This window comes from Pseudomonas sp. KCJK9016 (genome assembly GCF_046231795.1).
Taxonomy (GTDB): domain Bacteria; phylum Pseudomonadota; class Gammaproteobacteria; order Pseudomonadales; family Pseudomonadaceae; genus Aquipseudomonas; species Aquipseudomonas bananamidigenes.
Map to the genome: position 1 here is coordinate 93,539 of NZ_JBJJMM010000013.1, position 17,557 is coordinate 111,095.

Below are 17,557 nucleotides of genomic sequence, written 5' to 3' on the forward strand. Positions count from 1 at the left end.
AACTTTTGAAAGCCGGCGAGTATAACGTAATCAGGCTGTCACGGCAGCCCGTCCGGCGGCTCTTGAGACGATTCACTTGACATGATGCTGATCGATTGTGGGAGCGAGCCTGCTCGCGAAGACTGTGCATCAGGCGACATCGATGTCGACGGTGCGGCCGCTTTCGCGAACAGGCTCGCTCCCACGGGGGTATTGCCTCCCTATTCGATCCCCACCTGATTGCGCCCGTTGTTCTTCGCCTGATACAGACCACGATCCGCCGCCGAGATCAGCAACCGGCAATCGCTGCCCGCCTCGGGCACCATGGTCGCCAGGCCGATGCTGATGGTCAGGCTGGAACCTTCAGCCGGCGCATTGTGCGGAATCTTCAGCGCGGCGACGGTCTGGCGCAGTTTTTCCGCCACCAGCCGCGCCCCGCCCGGCGAGGTATTGGGCAACACCAGCGCAAACTCTTCTCCGCCATAACGTGCCGGCAGATCGGACGGCCGTGCGCTGGCCTCGCGAATCGCCGTGGCGACCTTGCGCAAGGCTTCGTCGCCTTCGACATGACCGAAGGTGTCGTTGTAGGACTTGAAGTAATCAACGTCGATCATCAGCAACGACATCTGGCTCTGGTCCCGCAGCGAGCGGCGCCATTCCAGTTCCAGGTATTCGTCGAAGTGCCGGCGGTTGGACAGCCCGGTCAGGCCGTCGGAGTTCATCAAGCGTTGCAGTACGAGGTTGGTGTCGAGCAACTGCTGCTGGCTGACCCGCAGCGCGCGATACGCCGCGTCCCGTTGCAGCAGGGTCATATAGGAGCGCGAGTGGTAACGGATGCGCGCAACCAGTTCGATGTTGTCCGGCAGTTTCACCAGGTAATCGTTGGCCCCGGCGGAGAACGCCGCGCTCTTGATCAGCGGGTCTTCCTTGGTCGACAGGACGATAATCGGGATGTCCTTGGTCGCCGGATGATTGCGGTATTCGCGCACCAGCGTCAGACCATCGAGACCGGGCATCACCAGATCCTGCAGGATCACCGTCGGTTTGATCCGCACCGCATGGGCCACAGCCTGTTGTGGATCGGAGCAGAAGTGAAAGTCGATGTTCTCTTCATTCGACAGCCCGCGGCGCACGGCTTCGCCAATCATCGCCTGATCGTCCACCAACAACACCATGGCGGCGTTCTCGTCGGTTTTGATGTCATCGATCTGTAAATCATTCATGGGCGGTCACCTGAGTGATGCGGAGGCCAGGATTGCGGATGAATACGTTCATTTGGGGAAAATCTCCAGCAATCGTGGCGCAATCTTTTCCAGTGGACGGATTTCTACGGCTGCATCAATGGCCGCGGCGGCCTTGGGCATGCCGTACACGGCACTGCTTTGCTGATCCTGCGCGATGGTCAGATAGCCCTGCTGACGCATGAGCTTAAGCCCTTGGGCCCCGTCGCGTCCCATCCCGGTCAATAAAACCCCGACAGAGTCACCATTCCAGTAATGGGCCACGCTTTCGAAAAACACGTCGATCGAGGGGCGATAGATCTCGTTGACCGGCTCGGCGGTATAGGCCAGCGTGCCGTTCTTGAGTAACCGGATGTGATGATTGGTGCCGGCCAGCAGCACCGCACCCGCCTGCGGCGGCTCGCCTTCCCGGGCCAGGCGCACGTCAAGGCCGCTGGCGCTGGCCAGCCATTCGGCCATGCCGGCGGCGAACACCTGATCGACGTGCTGCACGAGCACGATGGCGGCAGAAAAATTGCGCGGCAGGCCTTTGAGCAGAACCTCCAGCGCCGCCGGGCCACCCGCTGACGAGCCGATCGCCACCAGCCGCTGGCATGACGCCGAACTGCGCGGCGGGGTCTGGGCCGGCCGCGAGCGCGCGGTCTTTTCGCCGATCAGCCAGCCGATGTTAAGGATTTTGCGCAGCAGCGGTGCCGCCGCCTGCTGGGCGTTGCCGGCGCCGAGGGCCGGCGTGTCGACTACGTCCAGCGCACCATGGCCCATGGCCTCGAACACCCGGTGCACGTTTTGCTGGCGGTCGACGGTGACGATGACAATCGCGCAGGGGCTCTCGGCCATGATTCGACGGGTGGCCTCGACGCCGTCCATCACCGGCATGATCAGGTCCATCAGGATCAGGTCCGGCGTATCTTCCGCACACAGCCGCACCGCTTCGGCGCCGTTATTGGCGACCCAGAGCACCTGATGCGCCGGTTCGAAGGCCAGCGCCCGGCGCAGGGCCTCCACCGCCAGGGGCATGTCATTGACGATCGCGATCCTCATGCCCGCGCTCCTCCGATGAGTTCAACCACAGCATCGAGCAAGGCGTCGTCATGAAAACTGGCCTTGGCCAGATAATAGTCCGCCCCGGCGTCCAGTCCCCGGCGCCGGTCTTCTTCGCGATCCTTGTAGGACACCACCATCACCGGCAGCGATTGCAGGCGATTGTCACGACGCAGCAGCGTCACCAGTTCGATGCCGTCCATGCGCGGCATGTCGATATCGGTGATCAACAGATCGAAATCCTCGGAACGCAGGGCGTTCCAGCCGTCCATGCCGTCGACGGCCACCGCCACGTCATAGCCGCGATTGAGCAGCAGCTTGCGTTGCAGTTCACGCACGGTGAGCGAGTCGTCGACCACCAGAATCCGCTTGCGCGCCGCTTCCGCACCCTGACGGCCATGGCGGGCGATACGCTCCAGGCGCCCGGTGTTCAGCAACTTGTCCACCGAGCGCAGCATGTCTTCGACATCGACGATCAGCACCACCGACCCGTCATCGAGCAAGGCCCCGGCGGAAATGTCCTGCACCTTGCCCAGTCGCTCGTCCAGCGGCAGCACCACCAGCGTGCGCTCGCCGATGAAGCGCTCGACCGCCACGCCGTAGATCGCCTCGCGCTCGCGGATCACCACGACCTTCAGCATTTCGCTGTTGTTCTGACTGGCCGGGCGCTGCAACAACTGACTGGCCGCGACCAGACCGACATGCCGCCCCTCGTGCCAGAAATGCTGACGGCCTTCGACCTGCACGATGTCGTCCGGCGCCAGGTCGCACATGCGCTCGATGTGTGCCAAAGGGAAAGCGTAGGCCTCGTCGCCGACCTCCACCACCAGACTTCGCACCACCGACAGGGTCAGCGGCACTTCGAGATGAAAGCGACTGCCCTCGCCTGCCGTCTGCTCCAGCACCACCGCGCCGCGCAACTGGCGGACCATATGCTGCACCGCATCGAGACCGACACCACGGCCGGAGACTTCAGTGACCTTGTCCCGCAGGCTGAAACCAGGCAGGAACAGGAAGCTCAGCAGTTCCTCTTCGCTCAACTGCGCGGCGGTTTCCGCCGGCGACAACTGACGCTCGACGATGCTGCGCCGGACTTTTTCCAGGTCCACACCATTGCCGTCGTCACTCAGTTCCAGCACCAGCAGGCCGGCCTGGTGCGAGGCCCGCAGGCGTATCAGCCCCTCTTCGGGCTTGCCTCTGAGCAAACGTTCCTGCGGCGTTTCGATGCCGTGATCCACTGCGTTACGCAGCAGGTGGGTCAGCGGCGCTTCGAGCTTTTCCAGCACGTCGCGGTCGACCTGGGTTTTCTCGCCTTCGATTTCCAGGCGCACCTGTTTGCCGAGGCTGCGGCCCAGGTCCCGCACCATGCGCACCTGTCCGGACAGCACATCGGCGAACGGCCGCATACGGCAGGCCAGCGCCGTGTCATACAGCACTTGCGCACGCTGACTGGCCTGCCAGGCAAACTCGTCGAGTTCGGCGTTTTTCTCCGAAAGCAATTGCTGGGATTCAGCGAGCAGACGTCGCGCATCCTCCAGCGCTTCCTGGGCCTCCAGACTCAGGGCATGTTCCTTGAGATGCACATTGAGACTTTCCAGCGCCCGCAGGCCATTGTTCTGCATGCGCTTGAGGCGCTGCATGGTGGCCAGGTGCGGTTTGAGGCGCTGGGTTTCCACCAGGGATTTGCTCGACAGATCGAGCAGGCTGTTCAGGCGTTCGGCCGTCACCCGCAGCACCCGCTCGCCGCCTTCGGCAGCGCGCTTGCTCTTGCGCGGTGCGGGTGAAGGTTCCGCCGGGAGAGTCTCGACGGGAGCCTCAACCGGCACCGGTTCACTCAACGGCGCAGGCACAGGCTCAAGCTGCAGTTCGGCCATCGCCGGCTTATTCGGTGCAACAACTTCGACCACCGGCCCTGCCGGATCGAGCAGCTTGCCCATCAACGCCACATAGGCGTCGATGTCCGCCGGTTGCGGGCCATTGGCCGGCGTGGCGATGCGCATCAGCAGGTCGGTGCCCTGCAACAGCGCATCAATATGTTCCGGACGCAGGAACAGGCGCCCCTCCTGGGCACTGACCAGACAATCTTCCATGACGTGGGCGACGCTGACGCCGCTGTCGATGCCGACGATCCGCGCGGCCCCCTTGAGCGAGTGCGCCGCACGCATGCAGGACTCAAGCTGATCGGCCTGGGTCGGATTGCGCTCGAGCGCCAGCAGCCCGGCACTCAGTACCTGGGTCTGGGCTTCGGCTTCGAGGCTGAACAGCTCCAGCAGGGACGCGTCGCGCATTTGCTCGGGGGTCATGTGAGGCTCCGGGTCACGGCAGACAGCAACTGTTCTTCATCCAGCCAGCGCAGGCTGCGGCCTCTGAAAGGCAGCACACCGCGGGTGTATTTGGCACTGGCCTGCGCCCCGGAGTGCGAGGCGGCATCAAGAATGCGTTCGTCGATCGCGTGAATGCCATCGACTTCATCCACCGGCACCACCACCGGACCGCCCTGAGCCGCAATGATCAGCATGCGCGGCATGATCCGCGCCCCCGTTACCGGGGCAGCACTGCTATCGAGATCGAGCAGCTCGACCAGCGACAGGCATGCCACCAGTGCGCCGCGCACGTTCGCCACGCCAAGCAGAGCCCGCGAGCGCTGGTGCGGCAAGGAATGAATGGCCTGCATCGGCGCGACCTCCACCAGACTGCGGGTGGCCAGGCCGAGCCATTCTTCGCCGAGGCGGAACATCAGCAGCGAACGGGTTTTCAGCTCGGTTTCGACCTGGGTCGCCACCGGATCGCGCTCGTCCTGCTGCAATGCATAGCGGTCGAGCAGGCGCGTGGCTGCGGCGGAGTACACCGAGCAATTGCGGCAATGAATGTGTTCCTCCAGCAACGGACAGGACTTGTCGCCGTGAATGCCGATGCGGTTCCAGCAATCGTCGATCGCCCGGGCGTCTTCGTGGGTGACGTTCAAGGTGTCGGACGGGATCATCGTTTACGCTCACTGTCTGCGGTGCGACCGCTGCGGGCGGCACGCTCCTGCAATCGTCTGGCACCCGCCGCATCACCCTGGGTCTGCAGCAGCGCGGCCAGGTGCATCAGGGCTTCGGGGTGTTGCGGTTCAAGGTACAGGGCTTTGCGATAGTAGCTCTGGGCTTCGAGCGCAGAGCCTGCGACATCACTGAGCAGCCCGAGCCAGTAGAACACCTGGGCCACCGGTTCATGACTGCGCAAATACTGTTCGCACGCGGCACGGGCCTCGGCGCTCTTGCCTTCGTTGGCCAGGGCGGCAATGTTGGCCAGCAGGGTCGCCGCGTCGGGATTCGGGCTTTTGGCGGTGGCGGGCAACGGCGTCACAGCGGCAAACGGGCGATTGCGCACCGGCGGCGGTGGCGTGCTGCGCACCGGTTGGCGCACGGGCAACGGGGTCGGGACAGCGACCGGCATCGGCAGCGGTTCGGGCTGCGGATCGCTGTGGCGAGTGAACGCGAAAGACTGCGGAATCCCGATCGAACGCATGCCCAGTCTTCCGAGCAGACTGCCCTCTGCCGGGCCGATAAACAGCACGCCGTCGACATGGGTCAGGCGCTTGAGCACGGCAAATACCTGCTGCTGGGTCGGCTGATCGAAATAGATGAGCAGGTTACGGCAGAACACAAAATCGAACGGCGGCTCGTTGGCCAGCAACGCCGGATCGAGCACGTTGCCCACTTGCAGGCGTACCTGTTCGCGGACGATTTCATTCACCCGATAACCCTCGTTCTCCGCCAGGAAGTGCCGCTCGCGAAAGTCCAGCGCCTGGCCGCGAAACGAGTTCCTGCCGTAGAGCGCCCGTCGCGCCTTGTCCACGGACAGGGGGCTGACGTCCATGCCGTCGACCTTGAATTGATGGGGTTTGAGGCCTGCATCCAGCAATGCCATGGCAATCGAATAGGGTTCTTCACCAGTGGAGCACGGCAGACTGAGGATGCGCAGCGCCCGCATGTTGTTCAGTTCGGCCAGGCGTTTGCGTGCCAGTTTGCCCAGGGTGGCGAAGGATTCCGGGTAACGGAAAAACCAGGTCTCGGGGACGATCACCGCTTCGATCAGCGCTTGCTGTTCGTCCCGCGAGCCTTGCAGCGTTTGCCAGTACTCGTCGGCCGTGACCGTTTGCGACAGGGTGATGCGCTGGCGTACCGCCCGCTCGATAATCGCCGGCCCCACCGAAGCGACATCAAGGCCGATGCGTTCCTTGAGGAAGTCGAAGAAGCGCTGATCGCTGCTCATGGCTGTTCCTCAAGTCGCTTTGGGTCCAGCGGCGGCGTCGGAAACAGCAACGAACGCACTGACTCGTCCAGCAGGTCGTTGACCCGCACCCATTGCACCAGCCCGCGAGCATCCTCCCGGACCAGGCCCAGGTACGGCGCCTGACGATTGTCGAGACCGTACGGCTGGAAATCATCCGGGTTGCAACGCAGGGTGTCGGTGGCCTGTTCGAGAATCAGCCCGAGCCATTGCGACGGCTGCGAATCGTCCGCACGGTAATGCACCAGCACCAGACGTGTGCTGGTGCGTACCTCGGCGGGTTGACCGAAGGTCAGGGCACTCAGATCGATCACCGGCACGACCGAGCCGCGGTAGGCGAACACGCCCGCCACCCAGTGCGGCGCCCGGGCAATCGGTTTCAACGGCAGGCGCGGCAGCACTTCGGCCACTTCGGTGGCGCGCAAGGCATAGCGCTCGCCGCCGATGTGAAACAGCAGGAACAGGGCCTGTTTCGCCACGGGTGCAGCGTTGCGTCTGGCGGTGATTTCGCTCATCAGACTTTGAATCGCGAAACGCCGCTGCGCAGGCCCACGGCCACCTGGCTCAGCTCGTCGATGGCGAAACTGGCCTGACGCAACGACTCGACCGTCTGGCTGCTGGCATCACCCAGTTGCACCAGCGCGTGGTTGATCTGTTCGGCGCCGGTGGCCTGGGCCTGCATACCCTCGTTGACCATCAGCACCCGCGGCGCCAGCGCCTGTACCTGATGGATGATCTGCGACAGCTGCTCGCCGACCTGCTGCACTTCGGCCATGCCACGACGCACTTCCTCGGAGAACTTGTCCATGCCCATCACCCCGGCGGACACCGCCGACTGGATCTCGCGGACCATCTGTTCGATGTCATAGGTGGCCACGGCGGTCTGATCCGCCAGCCGCCGCACTTCGGTGGCGACCACGGCAAAACCGCGGCCGTATTCACCGGCCTTCTCCGCTTCGATCGCGGCGTTCAGCGACAGCAGGTTGGTCTGGTCGGCAACCTTGACGATGGTCACTACCACCTGATTGATGTTGCCGGCCTTCTCGTTGAGGATCGCCAGTTTGGCGTTGACCAGATCCGCCGCGCCCATCACCGAGTGCATCGTTTCCTCCATGCGCGCCAGGCCTTGCTGCCCGGAGCCGGCCAGCACCGAGGCCTGATCGGCGGCGGTGGACACTTCGGTCATGGTACGCACCAGATCCCGGGAGGTCGCCGCGATCTCGCGGGATGTAGCGCCGATTTCAGTCGTGGTGGCGGCGGTTTCGGTGGCGGTGGCCTGCTGTTGTTTGGAGGTGGCGGCGATCTCGGTCACCGACGTGGTGACCTGCACCGACGAGCGCTGGGCCTGGGACACCAGCGCGGTGAGCTCGGTCATCATGTCGTTGAAGCCGGTTTCCACTGCGCCGAACTCATCCTTGCGCTCGAGGTTCAAACGGCTGCTCAGGTCGCCCGTGCGCATGGTTTCCAGGATCTGCACGATGCGGTTCATCGGTGCCATGATTGCACGCATCAGCAGCAAGCCACAGAGGCCCGCCGCGAGCACCGCCACCACCAGCGAAACGAACATGCTGAACTTGGCACCCGCCACGGCATCATTGATAGCGTTCATGGCCTGCTCGGAGACCTTTTTGTTCTCGTCAATGATGTCGTTGAGCTTCATGCGGCCGTTGATCCACGCCGGAGTCAACTTCTCGTTGAACATCTTGATTGCTTCGACTTCCTGATTACGTTTGTGCAGGTCCAGCACGACATCCTGGATCTGCATGTAATCGTCGTGATCCTTCTCGAATGCGGCGAACTCGGTGCGATCCTCGTCGGTGAACAGCGTATTGCGGTAGCTGCCCATGAACATCTGAAGCCTGGCCTCGAACGCCTTGTAATTTGCCGCGTCTTCGGCACTGACGCCCTGGCCTTCCTTGAGCCCCAGCAACTCCTGGGTCTTCAAGTAGCTGTCGACCCAGCTGCCGCGGATCATCGAGCTGTAATAGACACCGGGAACCGCGTCATCACGCACGCTGCTCTCGCTGGCCTCGATCTTCAACAACCGTGAATACGAGACAACCACCATCAACAGCATGATGGCGATAATCACCGCAAAGCTCGCCAAAATGCGTTGGCGCAACGTCCAGTTCTTCACAGTCAGTCCTCGGGGCCAGATCGAAATTGCGGGGGAGTATAGCTGAGGGCGGTGTTTCATTTATAAGACGGTTTGCCGCGCTCAGGCCTTCCGGTAGTAAACGGGGCGGGCTCTGGGCAGGGACTTTCAAGGAATCGGAGGGTGGCGTACCAGTGACGTAATGGCAAAAAGAGGCGATGGATCGGTCATTCGTTGGTAGATGATCTGCAACCCACTACCGCGGCATCCCCCCGTAGGACCTTGCGAATGTAACTCACGTCTTTGCTTGCAGCTTCGCTCGCAACGCCCCTCTGAAAAATCGATATACACTCGAGGCAATCTATAAAAACCGCCCACCGGGTAAACCTTCCATGATGACCTTGCGTCAGATCCGCCATTTCATCGCCGTGGCCGAGACCGGCTCGATCTCCGCCGCTGCGCAAACCGCGTTCATTTCCCAATCGACCCTGACCCTGGCCATCCAGCAACTGGAGGAAGAAATCGGCGTCAGTCTGTTCAACCGCCACGCCAAGGGCATGACCCTGACCCATCAGGGCCACCAGTTCCTGCGCCAGGCGCACCTGATTCTGGCCACCGTGGACAACGCCAAGCGCAGCCTGCAACAGAGCACCGATCAGGTCGCCGGGCAGTTGATCGTCGGCGTGACCAGTCTGGTGGCCGGTTATTACCTGGCGGATTTACTCACCCGTTTCCAGCGCGCCTATCCCAATGTCGAAATCCGGGTGATGGAGGACGAGCGGCCGTACATCGAGCATCTGCTGGTCAGCGGCGAGATCGATGTCGGTGTGCTGATCCTCTCCAACCTCGAAGACCGTCACGCCCTGCAGACCGAAGTGCTGACCCACTCGCCGCACCGTTTGTGGCTGCCGGCCCAGCATCCGTTGCTGGAACACGACAGCATCAACCTCGCCGATGTTGCCCGGGAGCCGTTGATTCAGCTGAACGTCGATGAGATGGATCGCAACGCCCAACGCCTTTGGCGCGGTGCCGGGCTGCAACCGAAAATTACCCTCAGAACGGCGTCTACAGAGGCGGTGCGAAGTCTGGTGGCGGCGGGCCTCGGCGTGTCGATCCAGCCTGACATGACCTACCGCCCCTGGTCGCTGGAAGGCGACATTATCGAGGCCCGACCGATTGCCGACCTCAGCCAGACCCTCGACGTCGGTCTGGCCTGGCGTCGTGGCACTGCGCGCCCCGCGCTGGTCGATCCGTTCCTGACCGTGGCCCGCGAGCAGCCTCACGGCGGACGCAAGCCATCTATTTAATCGAATGCCACCTTCAGTATTTAGAATTTGTCGACCCCGGAGCCGCGCACTAGTCTTGCTGCATCGATAAGACGGTCGGCTCCCGGAACAGGGAGCAACATGCCTTTAAAACAAAAAGAAACGCAAGAAAAGAGAACCCTCAAAATGGCTGGCGCGCAGACCCACATGCACACCGCGTTGCTGATCGACGGCGAACTGGTCACCGGCCAGGGTTTTGTCGAGCCGATCCTCAACCCGGCCACCGGCGAAGTCCTGACCCAGATCGCCGAAGCCAGCACCGAGCAAGTTGAAGCCGCCATTTTCGCCGCCCACCGCGCCTTTGCCGAGTGGTCGCGCACCACCCCGCAACAACGCTCTAATCTCCTGTTGGAAATCGCCAACGCCGTCGAACAGCAGGCCGATCAATTGGCCCGCCTCGAAGCCCTGAACTGCGGCAAGCCGCTGCACCTGGCGCGGCAGGACGATTTGACCGCCACCGTCGATGTATTCCGCTTTTTCGCTGGCGCCGTGCGCTGCCAGACCGGCCAGCTCAGCGGCGAATACGTGCCGGGCTACACCAGCATGGTGCGCCGCGATCCGATTGGCGTGGTTGCTTCGATTGCACCGTGGAACTACCCGATCATGATGGCCGCGTGGAAGATCGCACCGGCCCTCGCCGCCGGCAATACGCTGGTGTTCAAGCCGTCCGAGCACACGCCGCTGTCGATCCTGGCGCTGGCTCCGGCACTGGCCGAAATCCTGCCGCGCGGGGTGATCAACATCGTCTGCGGTGGCGGAGAAGGCGTTGGCAGTCACTTGGTCGGGCATCCGAAAGTGCGCATGGTGTCGCTGACCGGCGATATCGTCACCGGCCAGAAAATCCTCCAGGCCGCCGCCAAAACCCTCAAACGCACGCACCTCGAACTCGGCGGCAAGGCTCCGGTGATCGTCTGCAACGACGCGGATCTGAAAGCCGTGGTCGAGGGCGTGCGCACTTATGGCTATTACAACGCCGGGCAGGATTGCACGGCGGCTTGCCGGATCTACGCCCAGGCGGGGATTCACGACAAATTGGTCGCCGAGCTCGGCGCGGCGGTCAGCAGCCTGCGCTTCGCCGGCAAACGCGATGCCGACAACGAGATCGGCCCGCTGATCAGCACTCGCCAGCGCGACCGGGTGGCCAGTTTCGTCGAGCGCGCCCTCGGCCAGCCGCACATCGAACGGGTGACCGGTGCGGCGGTGCATTCCGGCGCAGGCTTCTTCTATCAGCCGACCCTGCTGGCCGGGTGCAAACAGAGCGATGAAATTGTCCAGCGCGAAGTGTTCGGCCCGGTGGTGACCGTGACTCGCTTCGACGAACTGGCGCAAGCAGTGGACTGGGCCAATGACTCGGAATACGGCCTCGCTTCGTCGGTCTGGACCCAGAACCTCGATAAAGCAATGCAGGTCGCCGCACGGCTGCAATACGGCTGCACCTGGATCAACAGCCATTTCATGCTGGTCAGCGAAATGCCCCACGGTGGCCTGAAACGCTCCGGTTACGGCAAAGACCTGTCCAGCGATTCGCTACAGGACTACAGCGTGGTGCGGCACATCATGGCCCGCCACGGCCAGCATCTCTGACTACGCTAATAACAAGCCGCTGACGGCATGCTCCACCGCGTTCACAACTGCCCCGACCATAATTTAAAGAAGAGGGTTCATCATGTTCGTGCACAAGACCGCACTGCTCAGTGCAATCACCACGGCCCTGCTGGCCAGCGCCGGCGTTCAGGCGGCGGATCCGCTGAAGGCAGTCGGTGCCGGCGAAGGCCAGCTGGATATCGTCGCCTGGCCCGGCTACATCGAACGCGGTGAAAGCGACAAGGCTTACGACTGGGTGACCGGTTTCGAGAAGGAAACCGGCTGCAAGGTCAACGTGAAAACCGCCGCCACCTCCGACGAAATGGTCAGCCTGATGGCCAAGGGCGGTTACGACCTGGTGACCGCGTCGGGCGATGCCTCGCTGCGCTTGATCGTCGGCAAGCGTGTGCAGCCGATCAACACCGCGTTGATCCCGAACTGGAAATCCCTCGACCCACGCCTGAAAGACGCGCCGTGGTACGTGGTCAACAAACAGACCTACGGCACCCCGTACCAGTGGGGCCCGAACGTGTTGATGTACAACACCAACGTATTCAAGACCGCGCCGACCAGCTGGAGCGTGGTATTCGAAGAACAGAACCTGCCCGACGGCAAGCCGAACAAGGGTCGCGTGCAGGCCTATGACGGCCCGATCTACATCGCCGACGCGGCGCTCTATCTGAAATCCACCAAGCCTGAGCTGGGGATCAAGGATCCGTACCAGCTCACCGAAGATCAGTACAAAGCCGTACTGGAACTGCTGCGCGCGCAGCAGAAGCTGATCCACCGCTACTGGCACGACACCACGGTGCAGATGAGCGACTTCAAGAACGAAGGCGTGGTCGCGTCCAGCGCCTGGCCGTATCAGGTCAACGGCCTGATCACCGACAAGCAGCCGATCGCTTCGACCGTGCCGAAAGAAGGCGCCACCGGTTGGGCCGACACCACCATGCTGCACGCCGAAGCCAAACACCCGAACTGCGCGTACAAGTGGATGGACTGGTCGCTGCAACCGAAAGTCCAGGGCGATGTGGCGGCCTGGTTCGGCTCGTTGCCGGCGGTTCCGGCGGCGTGTCAGGGCAGTGAACTGCTCGGTGCTGAAGGCTGCAAGACCAACGGGTTCGATCAGTTCGACAAGATCGCCTTCTGGAAAACCCCGCAGGCCGAGGGCGGGAAGTTTGTGCCCTATAGCCGGTGGACGCAGGACTACATTGCGATCATGGGTGGCAGGTAATCGATCTTTTCTGTGGGAGCGAGCCTGCTCGCGAAGGGACCGGCACAGCCAACATTGATGTCGACTGACATAACGCTTTCGCGAGCAGGCTCGCTCCCACATCAGATCAGCACGCATACCGCGACCTCACTTGGCACCCGATAACCGATAGTCGTTTTTCAGAAGTCCAGGCAGGGCCGCTGCGACGGCCCTCGCCTTTTTGGAGCACCGCACCATGACGCTTGCAGTCCAGTTCACCAACGTTTCCCGGCAGTTCGGCGAGGTGAAAGCCGTTGACCGGGTTTCCATCGATATCCAGGACGGCGAGTTCTTTTCCATGCTCGGCCCCTCCGGCTCGGGCAAGACCACATGCCTGCGTCTGATCGCCGGGTTCGAGCAACCGAGCGCGGGCTCGATCCGCATTCACGGCGCCGAAGCCGCCGGTCTGCCGCCCTATCAGCGCGACGTCAACACGGTGTTTCAGGATTACGCACTGTTCCCGCACATGAACGTGCTGGACAACGTCGCCTACGGTTTGAAAGTCAAAGGCGTGAACAAGAATGAACGTCACAAGCGCGCCGAAGAAGCCTTGGACATGGTCGCCCTCGGTGGCTACGGCGCACGCAAACCAGTGCAGTTGTCCGGCGGTCAGCGCCAGCGTGTCGCCCTCGCCCGCGCCCTGGTCAATCGTCCGCGAGTGCTGTTGCTCGACGAGCCGTTGGGCGCCCTCGACCTGAAGCTGCGCGAACAGATGCAGAGTGAACTGAAGAAGCTGCAACGCCAGCTCGGCATCACCTTCATCTTCGTCACCCACGACCAGACCGAAGCGCTGTCGATGTCCGACCGTGTGGCCGTATTCAACAAGGGCCGCATCGAGCAGGTCGACACCCCGCGCAATCTGTACATGAAACCCACCACCACGTTCGTCGCCGAATTCGTCGGCACTTCGAACGTGATTCGCGGTGATCTGGCGCGCCAGCTCAGTGGCCATCCGCAGCCGTTTTCGATCCGTCCGGAACACGTGCGTTTCGCCGAAGGCCCGTTGGCCGGCCATGAAATCGAAGTCAGCGGCCTGCTCCACGACATCCAGTATCAGGGCAGCGCCACGCGCTACGAGTTGAAACTGGATAACGGCCAGACCCTGAGCATCAGCCAGGCAAACAATCAGTGGGGCGACAGCAGCGCGCAGCACCAGACCGGCCAGCGCATCAGTGCACGCTGGGCGCGGGAAGCGATGACTCCGCTGCACGACACCGTTGCGAGCGGGGTGTGACATGACCGCCCTCGCCCTCCCTCAATCGGCGCCGCTGCGCAGGTTTTCCAACCTGCTCTATCGCAAGCCGAATCTGTATCTGTCGATGCTGCTGGTGCCGCCGCTGCTGTGGTTCGGCGCGATCTATCTGGGCTCGCTGCTGGTGCTGTTGTGGCAAGGTTTCTACACCTTCGACGACTTCACCATGGCGGTCACCCCGGACCTGACCCTGGCCAACTTCGCCGCACTGTTCCAGCCGTCGAACTTCGACATCATCCTGCGCACGCTGAGCATGGCCGTCGCGGTGTCGATCGCCAGCGCCATCGTCGCGTTCCCGATCGCCTACTACATGGCGCGCTACACCACCGGCAAGACCAAGGCGTTTTTCTACATCGCGGTGATGATGCCGATGTGGGCCAGTTACATCGTCAAGGCCTATGCCTGGACATTGCTGCTGGCCAAGGGCGGCGTGGCGCAATGGTTCGTGCAGCACCTGGGGCTGGAGCCGGTGTTGCAGTTCATTCTGGGGATTCCCGGGGTCGGCGGCAGCACCTTGTCGACCTCGCATCTGGGGCGGTTCATGGTGTTCGTCTACATCTGGCTGCCGTTCATGATCCTGCCGATCCAGGCCTCGCTGGAGCGCCTGCCGCCGTCCTTGCTGCAAGCCTCCGCCGACCTTGGGGCCACACCGCGCCAGACTTTCATGCAGGTGATTCTGCCGCTGTCGGTGCCGGGCATCGCGGCCGGCTCGATCTTCACGTTCTCGCTGACCCTGGGCGACTTCATCGTGCCGCAACTGGTGGGCCCGCCAGGCTACTTCGTCGGCAGCATGGTCTACGCGCAGCAAGGCGCGATCGGCAACATGCCGATGGCGGCGGCGTTCACGCTGGTGCCGATCGTGTTGATCGCCATTTACCTGTCCATTGTCAAACGACTGGGGGCCTTCGATGCACTCTGACTCTTCGTCACAAGGGCATGCCTCTTTAGGCCTGAAAATCGCAGCCTGGGGCGGGCTGGTGTTTCTGCACTTCCCGATCCTGATCATCTTCCTCTACGCCTTCAACACCGAAGACGCGGCGTTCAGCTTTCCACCGAAAGGCTTCACGCTGCACTGGTTCAGCGTGGCGTTTTCCCGACCGGACGTGCTGGAGGCAATCAAGCTGTCGTTGCAGATCGCAGCCATTGCCACGCTGATCGCCATGGTGCTCGGCACACTGGCTTCAGCGGCGTTGTACCGCCGGGACTTCTTCGGCAAACAGGGCATTTCGCTGATGCTGATCCTGCCGATTGCATTGCCGGGGATCATCACCGGGATCGCGCTGCTGGCGACCTTCAAGACGCTGGGGATCGAGCCGGGGATGTTCACCATCATCGTCGGCCACGCGACCTTCTGTGTGGTGATCGTCTACAACAACGTCATCGCCCGTCTGCGCCGAACCTCACACAGTTTGATCGAAGCATCGATGGATCTCGGCGCCGACGGCTGGCAGACCTTCCGCTACATCATCCTGCCAAACCTCGGCTCGGCGCTGCTCGCCGGCGGCATGCTGGCGTTTGCGCTGTCGTTCGACGAAATCATCGTCACCACCTTCACCGCCGGCCATGAGCGCACCTTGCCACTGTGGCTGCTCAACCAGTTGAGCCGCCCACGGGACGTGCCGGTGACCAACGTCGTGGCGATGCTCGTGATGCTGGTGACCATGCTGCCGATCCTCGGCGCCTACTACCTGACCCGGGGTGGCGAGAGCGTAGCCGGCAGCGGCGGGAAGTAACCGAATAACCGAAGAAACCGGAACGAAATGTGGGAGCGAGCCTGCTCGCGAAGGGGCCGGCACAGCCAATATTGATGTCGACTGACCTGGCGCTTTCGCGTGCAGGCTCGCTCCCACAATGAAACCCGGTTTCTTCAGAAAAATAACAATTGCTTCAAAGAGGACTACCCCATGCAAACCAAACTCTTGATCAACGGCCAACTGGTCAACGGCGAAGGTCCGGCGCAACCGGTGCTCAACCCGGCGCGCGGCGAGGTGCTGGTGGACATCAACGAAGCCACCGAAGCCCAGGTCGATGCCGCCGTGCGCGCCGCCGACAGTGCCTTCGCTGAATGGTCGCAGACCACGCCGAAAGACCGTTCGGTGTTGTTGCTCAAACTCGCCGACGCCATCGAAGCCCACGGCGAAGAACTGGCGAAACTGGAATCCGACAACTGCGGCAAACCCTACAGCGCCGCGCTGAACGACGAGATCCCGGCGATTGCCGACGTGTTCCGTTTCTTCGCCGGCGCCAGCCGTTGCATGAGCGGTTCGGCCGCTGGCGAATACCTGCCCGGCCACACCTCGATGATCCGCCGCGACCCGGTGGGCGTGATCGCCTCCATCGCGCCGTGGAACTACCCGCTGATGATGGTCGCCTGGAAAATCGCCCCGGCCCTCGCCGCCGGTAATACCGTGGTGCTCAAGCCGTCGGAACAAACCCCGCTGACCGCGTTGCGTCTGGCCGAACTGGCGTCGGATATTTTCCCGGCTGGTGTACTCAATCTGGTGTTCGGACGTGGGCCGAGCGTGGGCAGTCCGCTGGTGACCCATCCGAAAGTGCGCATGGTCTCGCTGACCGGTTCCATCGCTACCGGCTCGAACATCATTTCCAGCACCGCCGACAGCGTCAAACGCATGCACATGGAACTGGGCGGCAAGGCTCCGGTGATCATCTTCGACGACGCCGATATCGATGCCGCCGTCGAAGGCATTCGTACTTTCGGCTTCTACAACGCCGGCCAGGATTGCACCGCCGCGTGCCGGATCTACGCCCAGCAAGGCATCTACGACAAGTTCGTCGAGAAACTCGGTGCGGCGGTCAGCAGCATCAAGTACGGCCTGCAGGATGATCCGTCGACCGAGCTGGGGCCGCTGATCACCGCCCAGCATCGCGACCGCGTGGCCGGGTTTGTCGAGCGCGCCGTAGCGCAGCCGCACATCCGCTTGATCACTGGCGGCAAGGCGGTGGACGGCAACGGTTTCTTCTTCGAGCCGACCGTTTTGGCCGACGCGCAGCAGGACGACGAAATCGTCCGTCGTGAAGTGTTCGGCCCGGTGGTGTCGGTGACCAAGTTCACCGATGAAGCCCAGGCGCTGGAATGGGCCAACGATTCGGATTACGGCCTGGCGTCCTCGGTGTGGACGGCGGATGTAGGACGTGCGCATCGCCTGTCCGCCCGTTTGCAGTACGGCTGCACCTGGGTGAATACGCACTTCATGCTCGTCAGCGAAATGCCCCATGGCGGTCAGAAACTGTCCGGCTACGGCAAGGACATGTCCATGTACGGACTGGAGGACTACACCACGGTTCGGCATGTGATGTTCAAGCACTGACACACTGACGGCCCTCCCACAGTTCCCGTGGGAGCGAGCCTGCTCGCGAAGGTGTCAACTCCGGCTTCAAGGCAGAAACCGGCTAAACGCACCAACAGGATTAAACACCCGACAATAACTACCGATCCGGGCGGCGCTCACCGAGCCCCGCCACGGTTTCGGCCATCCGAAATCTGCCGATTTC

General features: G+C 62.6%; 14 protein-coding genes. 7 read left to right on the forward strand and 7 right to left on the reverse strand.

Annotation, left to right across the window (positions count from 1 at the left end):
* Positions 1 to 200: 200 nt before the first annotated feature.
* The 7 genes from ACK6BI_RS14905 to ACK6BI_RS14935 are packed head-to-tail and all read right to left on the reverse strand — an operon-like array spanning position 201 to position 8,673.
* The gene (locus ACK6BI_RS14905) at positions 201 to 1,202 is read right to left on the reverse strand and encodes a diguanylate cyclase domain-containing protein (protein WP_409317660.1); all 1,002 of its coding nucleotides are present in this window, start codon (positions 1,200 to 1,202) and stop codon (positions 201 to 203) included.
* A 48-nt stretch (positions 1,203 to 1,250) separates the two neighbouring features.
* A complete protein-coding gene (locus ACK6BI_RS14910) occupies positions 1,251 to 2,261 on the reverse strand; it encodes a chemotaxis response regulator protein-glutamate methylesterase (RefSeq protein WP_409317661.1) in 1,011 nt (336 codons plus the stop codon).
* Positions 2,258 to 4,564, reverse strand: a complete 2,307-nt coding sequence (locus tag ACK6BI_RS14915) for a hybrid sensor histidine kinase/response regulator (RefSeq protein ID WP_409317662.1) — start codon at positions 4,562 to 4,564, stop codon at positions 2,258 to 2,260. The genes ACK6BI_RS14910 and ACK6BI_RS14915 overlap by 4 nt, the downstream gene beginning before the upstream one ends.
* A complete protein-coding gene (locus ACK6BI_RS14920) occupies positions 4,561 to 5,244 on the reverse strand; it encodes a chemotaxis protein CheW (RefSeq protein ID WP_409317663.1) in 684 nt (227 codons plus the stop codon). The genes ACK6BI_RS14915 and ACK6BI_RS14920 overlap by 4 nt, the downstream gene beginning before the upstream one ends.
* The gene (locus tag ACK6BI_RS14925) at positions 5,241 to 6,518 is read right to left on the reverse strand and encodes a CheR family methyltransferase (protein WP_409317664.1); all 1,278 of its coding nucleotides are present in this window, start codon (positions 6,516 to 6,518) and stop codon (positions 5,241 to 5,243) included. Before ACK6BI_RS14925 ends, ACK6BI_RS14920 begins: the two co-directional genes overlap by 4 nt.
* The gene (locus tag ACK6BI_RS14930; protein WP_409317665.1) at positions 6,515 to 7,051 is read right to left on the reverse strand and encodes a chemotaxis protein CheW; all 537 of its coding nucleotides are present in this window, start codon (positions 7,049 to 7,051) and stop codon (positions 6,515 to 6,517) included. The genes ACK6BI_RS14925 and ACK6BI_RS14930 overlap by 4 nt, the downstream gene beginning before the upstream one ends.
* Positions 7,051 to 8,673: a methyl-accepting chemotaxis protein gene (locus ACK6BI_RS14935; RefSeq protein WP_409317666.1), complete on the reverse strand. Its 1,623-nt coding sequence runs from the start codon at positions 8,671 to 8,673 to the stop codon at positions 7,051 to 7,053. The genes ACK6BI_RS14930 and ACK6BI_RS14935 overlap by 1 nt, the downstream gene beginning before the upstream one ends.
* 350 nt (positions 8,674 to 9,023) lie before the next feature.
* Between ACK6BI_RS14935 and ACK6BI_RS14940 the strand changes: the two genes are divergently transcribed.
* The 7 genes from ACK6BI_RS14940 (at position 9,024) to ACK6BI_RS14970 (ending at position 17,373) form a co-directional block, all read left to right on the forward strand.
* Positions 9,024 to 9,938, forward strand: coding sequence for a LysR family transcriptional regulator (locus ACK6BI_RS14940; protein ID WP_065259672.1), 915 nt, complete (start codon positions 9,024 to 9,026; stop codon positions 9,936 to 9,938).
* Positions 9,939 to 10,082: 144 nt separating this feature from the next.
* Positions 10,083 to 11,540: a gamma-aminobutyraldehyde dehydrogenase gene (locus tag ACK6BI_RS14945; RefSeq protein ID WP_409317667.1), complete on the forward strand. Its 1,458-nt coding sequence runs from the start codon at positions 10,083 to 10,085 to the stop codon at positions 11,538 to 11,540.
* Between the two features lie 82 nt (positions 11,541 to 11,622).
* Complete coding sequence (ydcS, locus tag ACK6BI_RS14950; protein ID WP_260522346.1) at positions 11,623 to 12,774, forward strand: putative ABC transporter substrate-binding protein YdcS; 1,152 nt, start codon at positions 11,623 to 11,625, stop codon at positions 12,772 to 12,774.
* A 214-nt stretch (positions 12,775 to 12,988) separates the two neighbouring features.
* Entirely contained in the window at positions 12,989 to 14,026 is a 1,038-nt protein-coding gene (locus ACK6BI_RS14955) for an ABC transporter ATP-binding protein (RefSeq protein ID WP_409317668.1), read from the forward strand.
* Position 14,027: 1 nt separating this feature from the next.
* Positions 14,028 to 14,963, forward strand: a complete 936-nt coding sequence (locus ACK6BI_RS14960; protein WP_409317669.1) for an ABC transporter permease — start codon at positions 14,028 to 14,030, stop codon at positions 14,961 to 14,963.
* Positions 14,953 to 15,777, forward strand: a complete 825-nt coding sequence (locus ACK6BI_RS14965) for an ABC transporter permease (RefSeq protein WP_065259667.1) — start codon at positions 14,953 to 14,955, stop codon at positions 15,775 to 15,777. The genes ACK6BI_RS14960 and ACK6BI_RS14965 overlap by 11 nt, the downstream gene beginning before the upstream one ends.
* Positions 15,778 to 15,948: 171 nt before the next feature.
* Positions 15,949 to 17,373, forward strand: a complete 1,425-nt coding sequence (locus ACK6BI_RS14970; RefSeq protein WP_409317670.1) for a gamma-aminobutyraldehyde dehydrogenase — start codon at positions 15,949 to 15,951, stop codon at positions 17,371 to 17,373.
* Positions 17,374 to 17,557 lie beyond the last annotated feature (184 nt).

Coding starts and splice junctions, on each gene's coding strand:
- ACK6BI_RS14905 (WP_409317660.1), bottom strand. CDS start 1,202: ATGAATGATTTACAGATCGATGACATCAAAACCGACGAGAACGCCGCC.
- ACK6BI_RS14910 (WP_409317661.1), bottom strand. CDS start 2,261: ATGAGGATCGCGATCGTCAATGACATGCCCCTGGCGGTGGAGGCCCTG.
- ACK6BI_RS14915 (WP_409317662.1), bottom strand. CDS start 4,564: ATGACCCCCGAGCAAATGCGCGACGCGTCCCTGCTGGAGCTGTTCAGC.
- ACK6BI_RS14920 (WP_409317663.1), bottom strand. CDS start 5,244: ATGATCCCGTCCGACACCTTGAACGTCACCCACGAAGACGCCCGGGCG.
- ACK6BI_RS14925 (WP_409317664.1), bottom strand. CDS start 6,518: ATGAGCAGCGATCAGCGCTTCTTCGACTTCCTCAAGGAACGCATCGGC.
- ACK6BI_RS14930 (WP_409317665.1), bottom strand. CDS start 7,051: ATGAGCGAAATCACCGCCAGACGCAACGCTGCACCCGTGGCGAAACAG.
- ACK6BI_RS14940 (WP_065259672.1), top strand. CDS start 9,024: ATGATGACCTTGCGTCAGATCCGCCATTTCATCGCCGTGGCCGAGACC.
- ACK6BI_RS14945 (WP_409317667.1), top strand. CDS start 10,083: ATGGCTGGCGCGCAGACCCACATGCACACCGCGTTGCTGATCGACGGC.
- ydcS (WP_260522346.1), top strand. CDS start 11,623: ATGTTCGTGCACAAGACCGCACTGCTCAGTGCAATCACCACGGCCCTG.
- ACK6BI_RS14955 (WP_409317668.1), top strand. CDS start 12,989: ATGACGCTTGCAGTCCAGTTCACCAACGTTTCCCGGCAGTTCGGCGAG.
- ACK6BI_RS14960 (WP_409317669.1), top strand. CDS start 14,028: ATGACCGCCCTCGCCCTCCCTCAATCGGCGCCGCTGCGCAGGTTTTCC.
- ACK6BI_RS14965 (WP_065259667.1), top strand. CDS start 14,953: ATGCACTCTGACTCTTCGTCACAAGGGCATGCCTCTTTAGGCCTGAAA.
- ACK6BI_RS14970 (WP_409317670.1), top strand. CDS start 15,949: ATGCAAACCAAACTCTTGATCAACGGCCAACTGGTCAACGGCGAAGGT.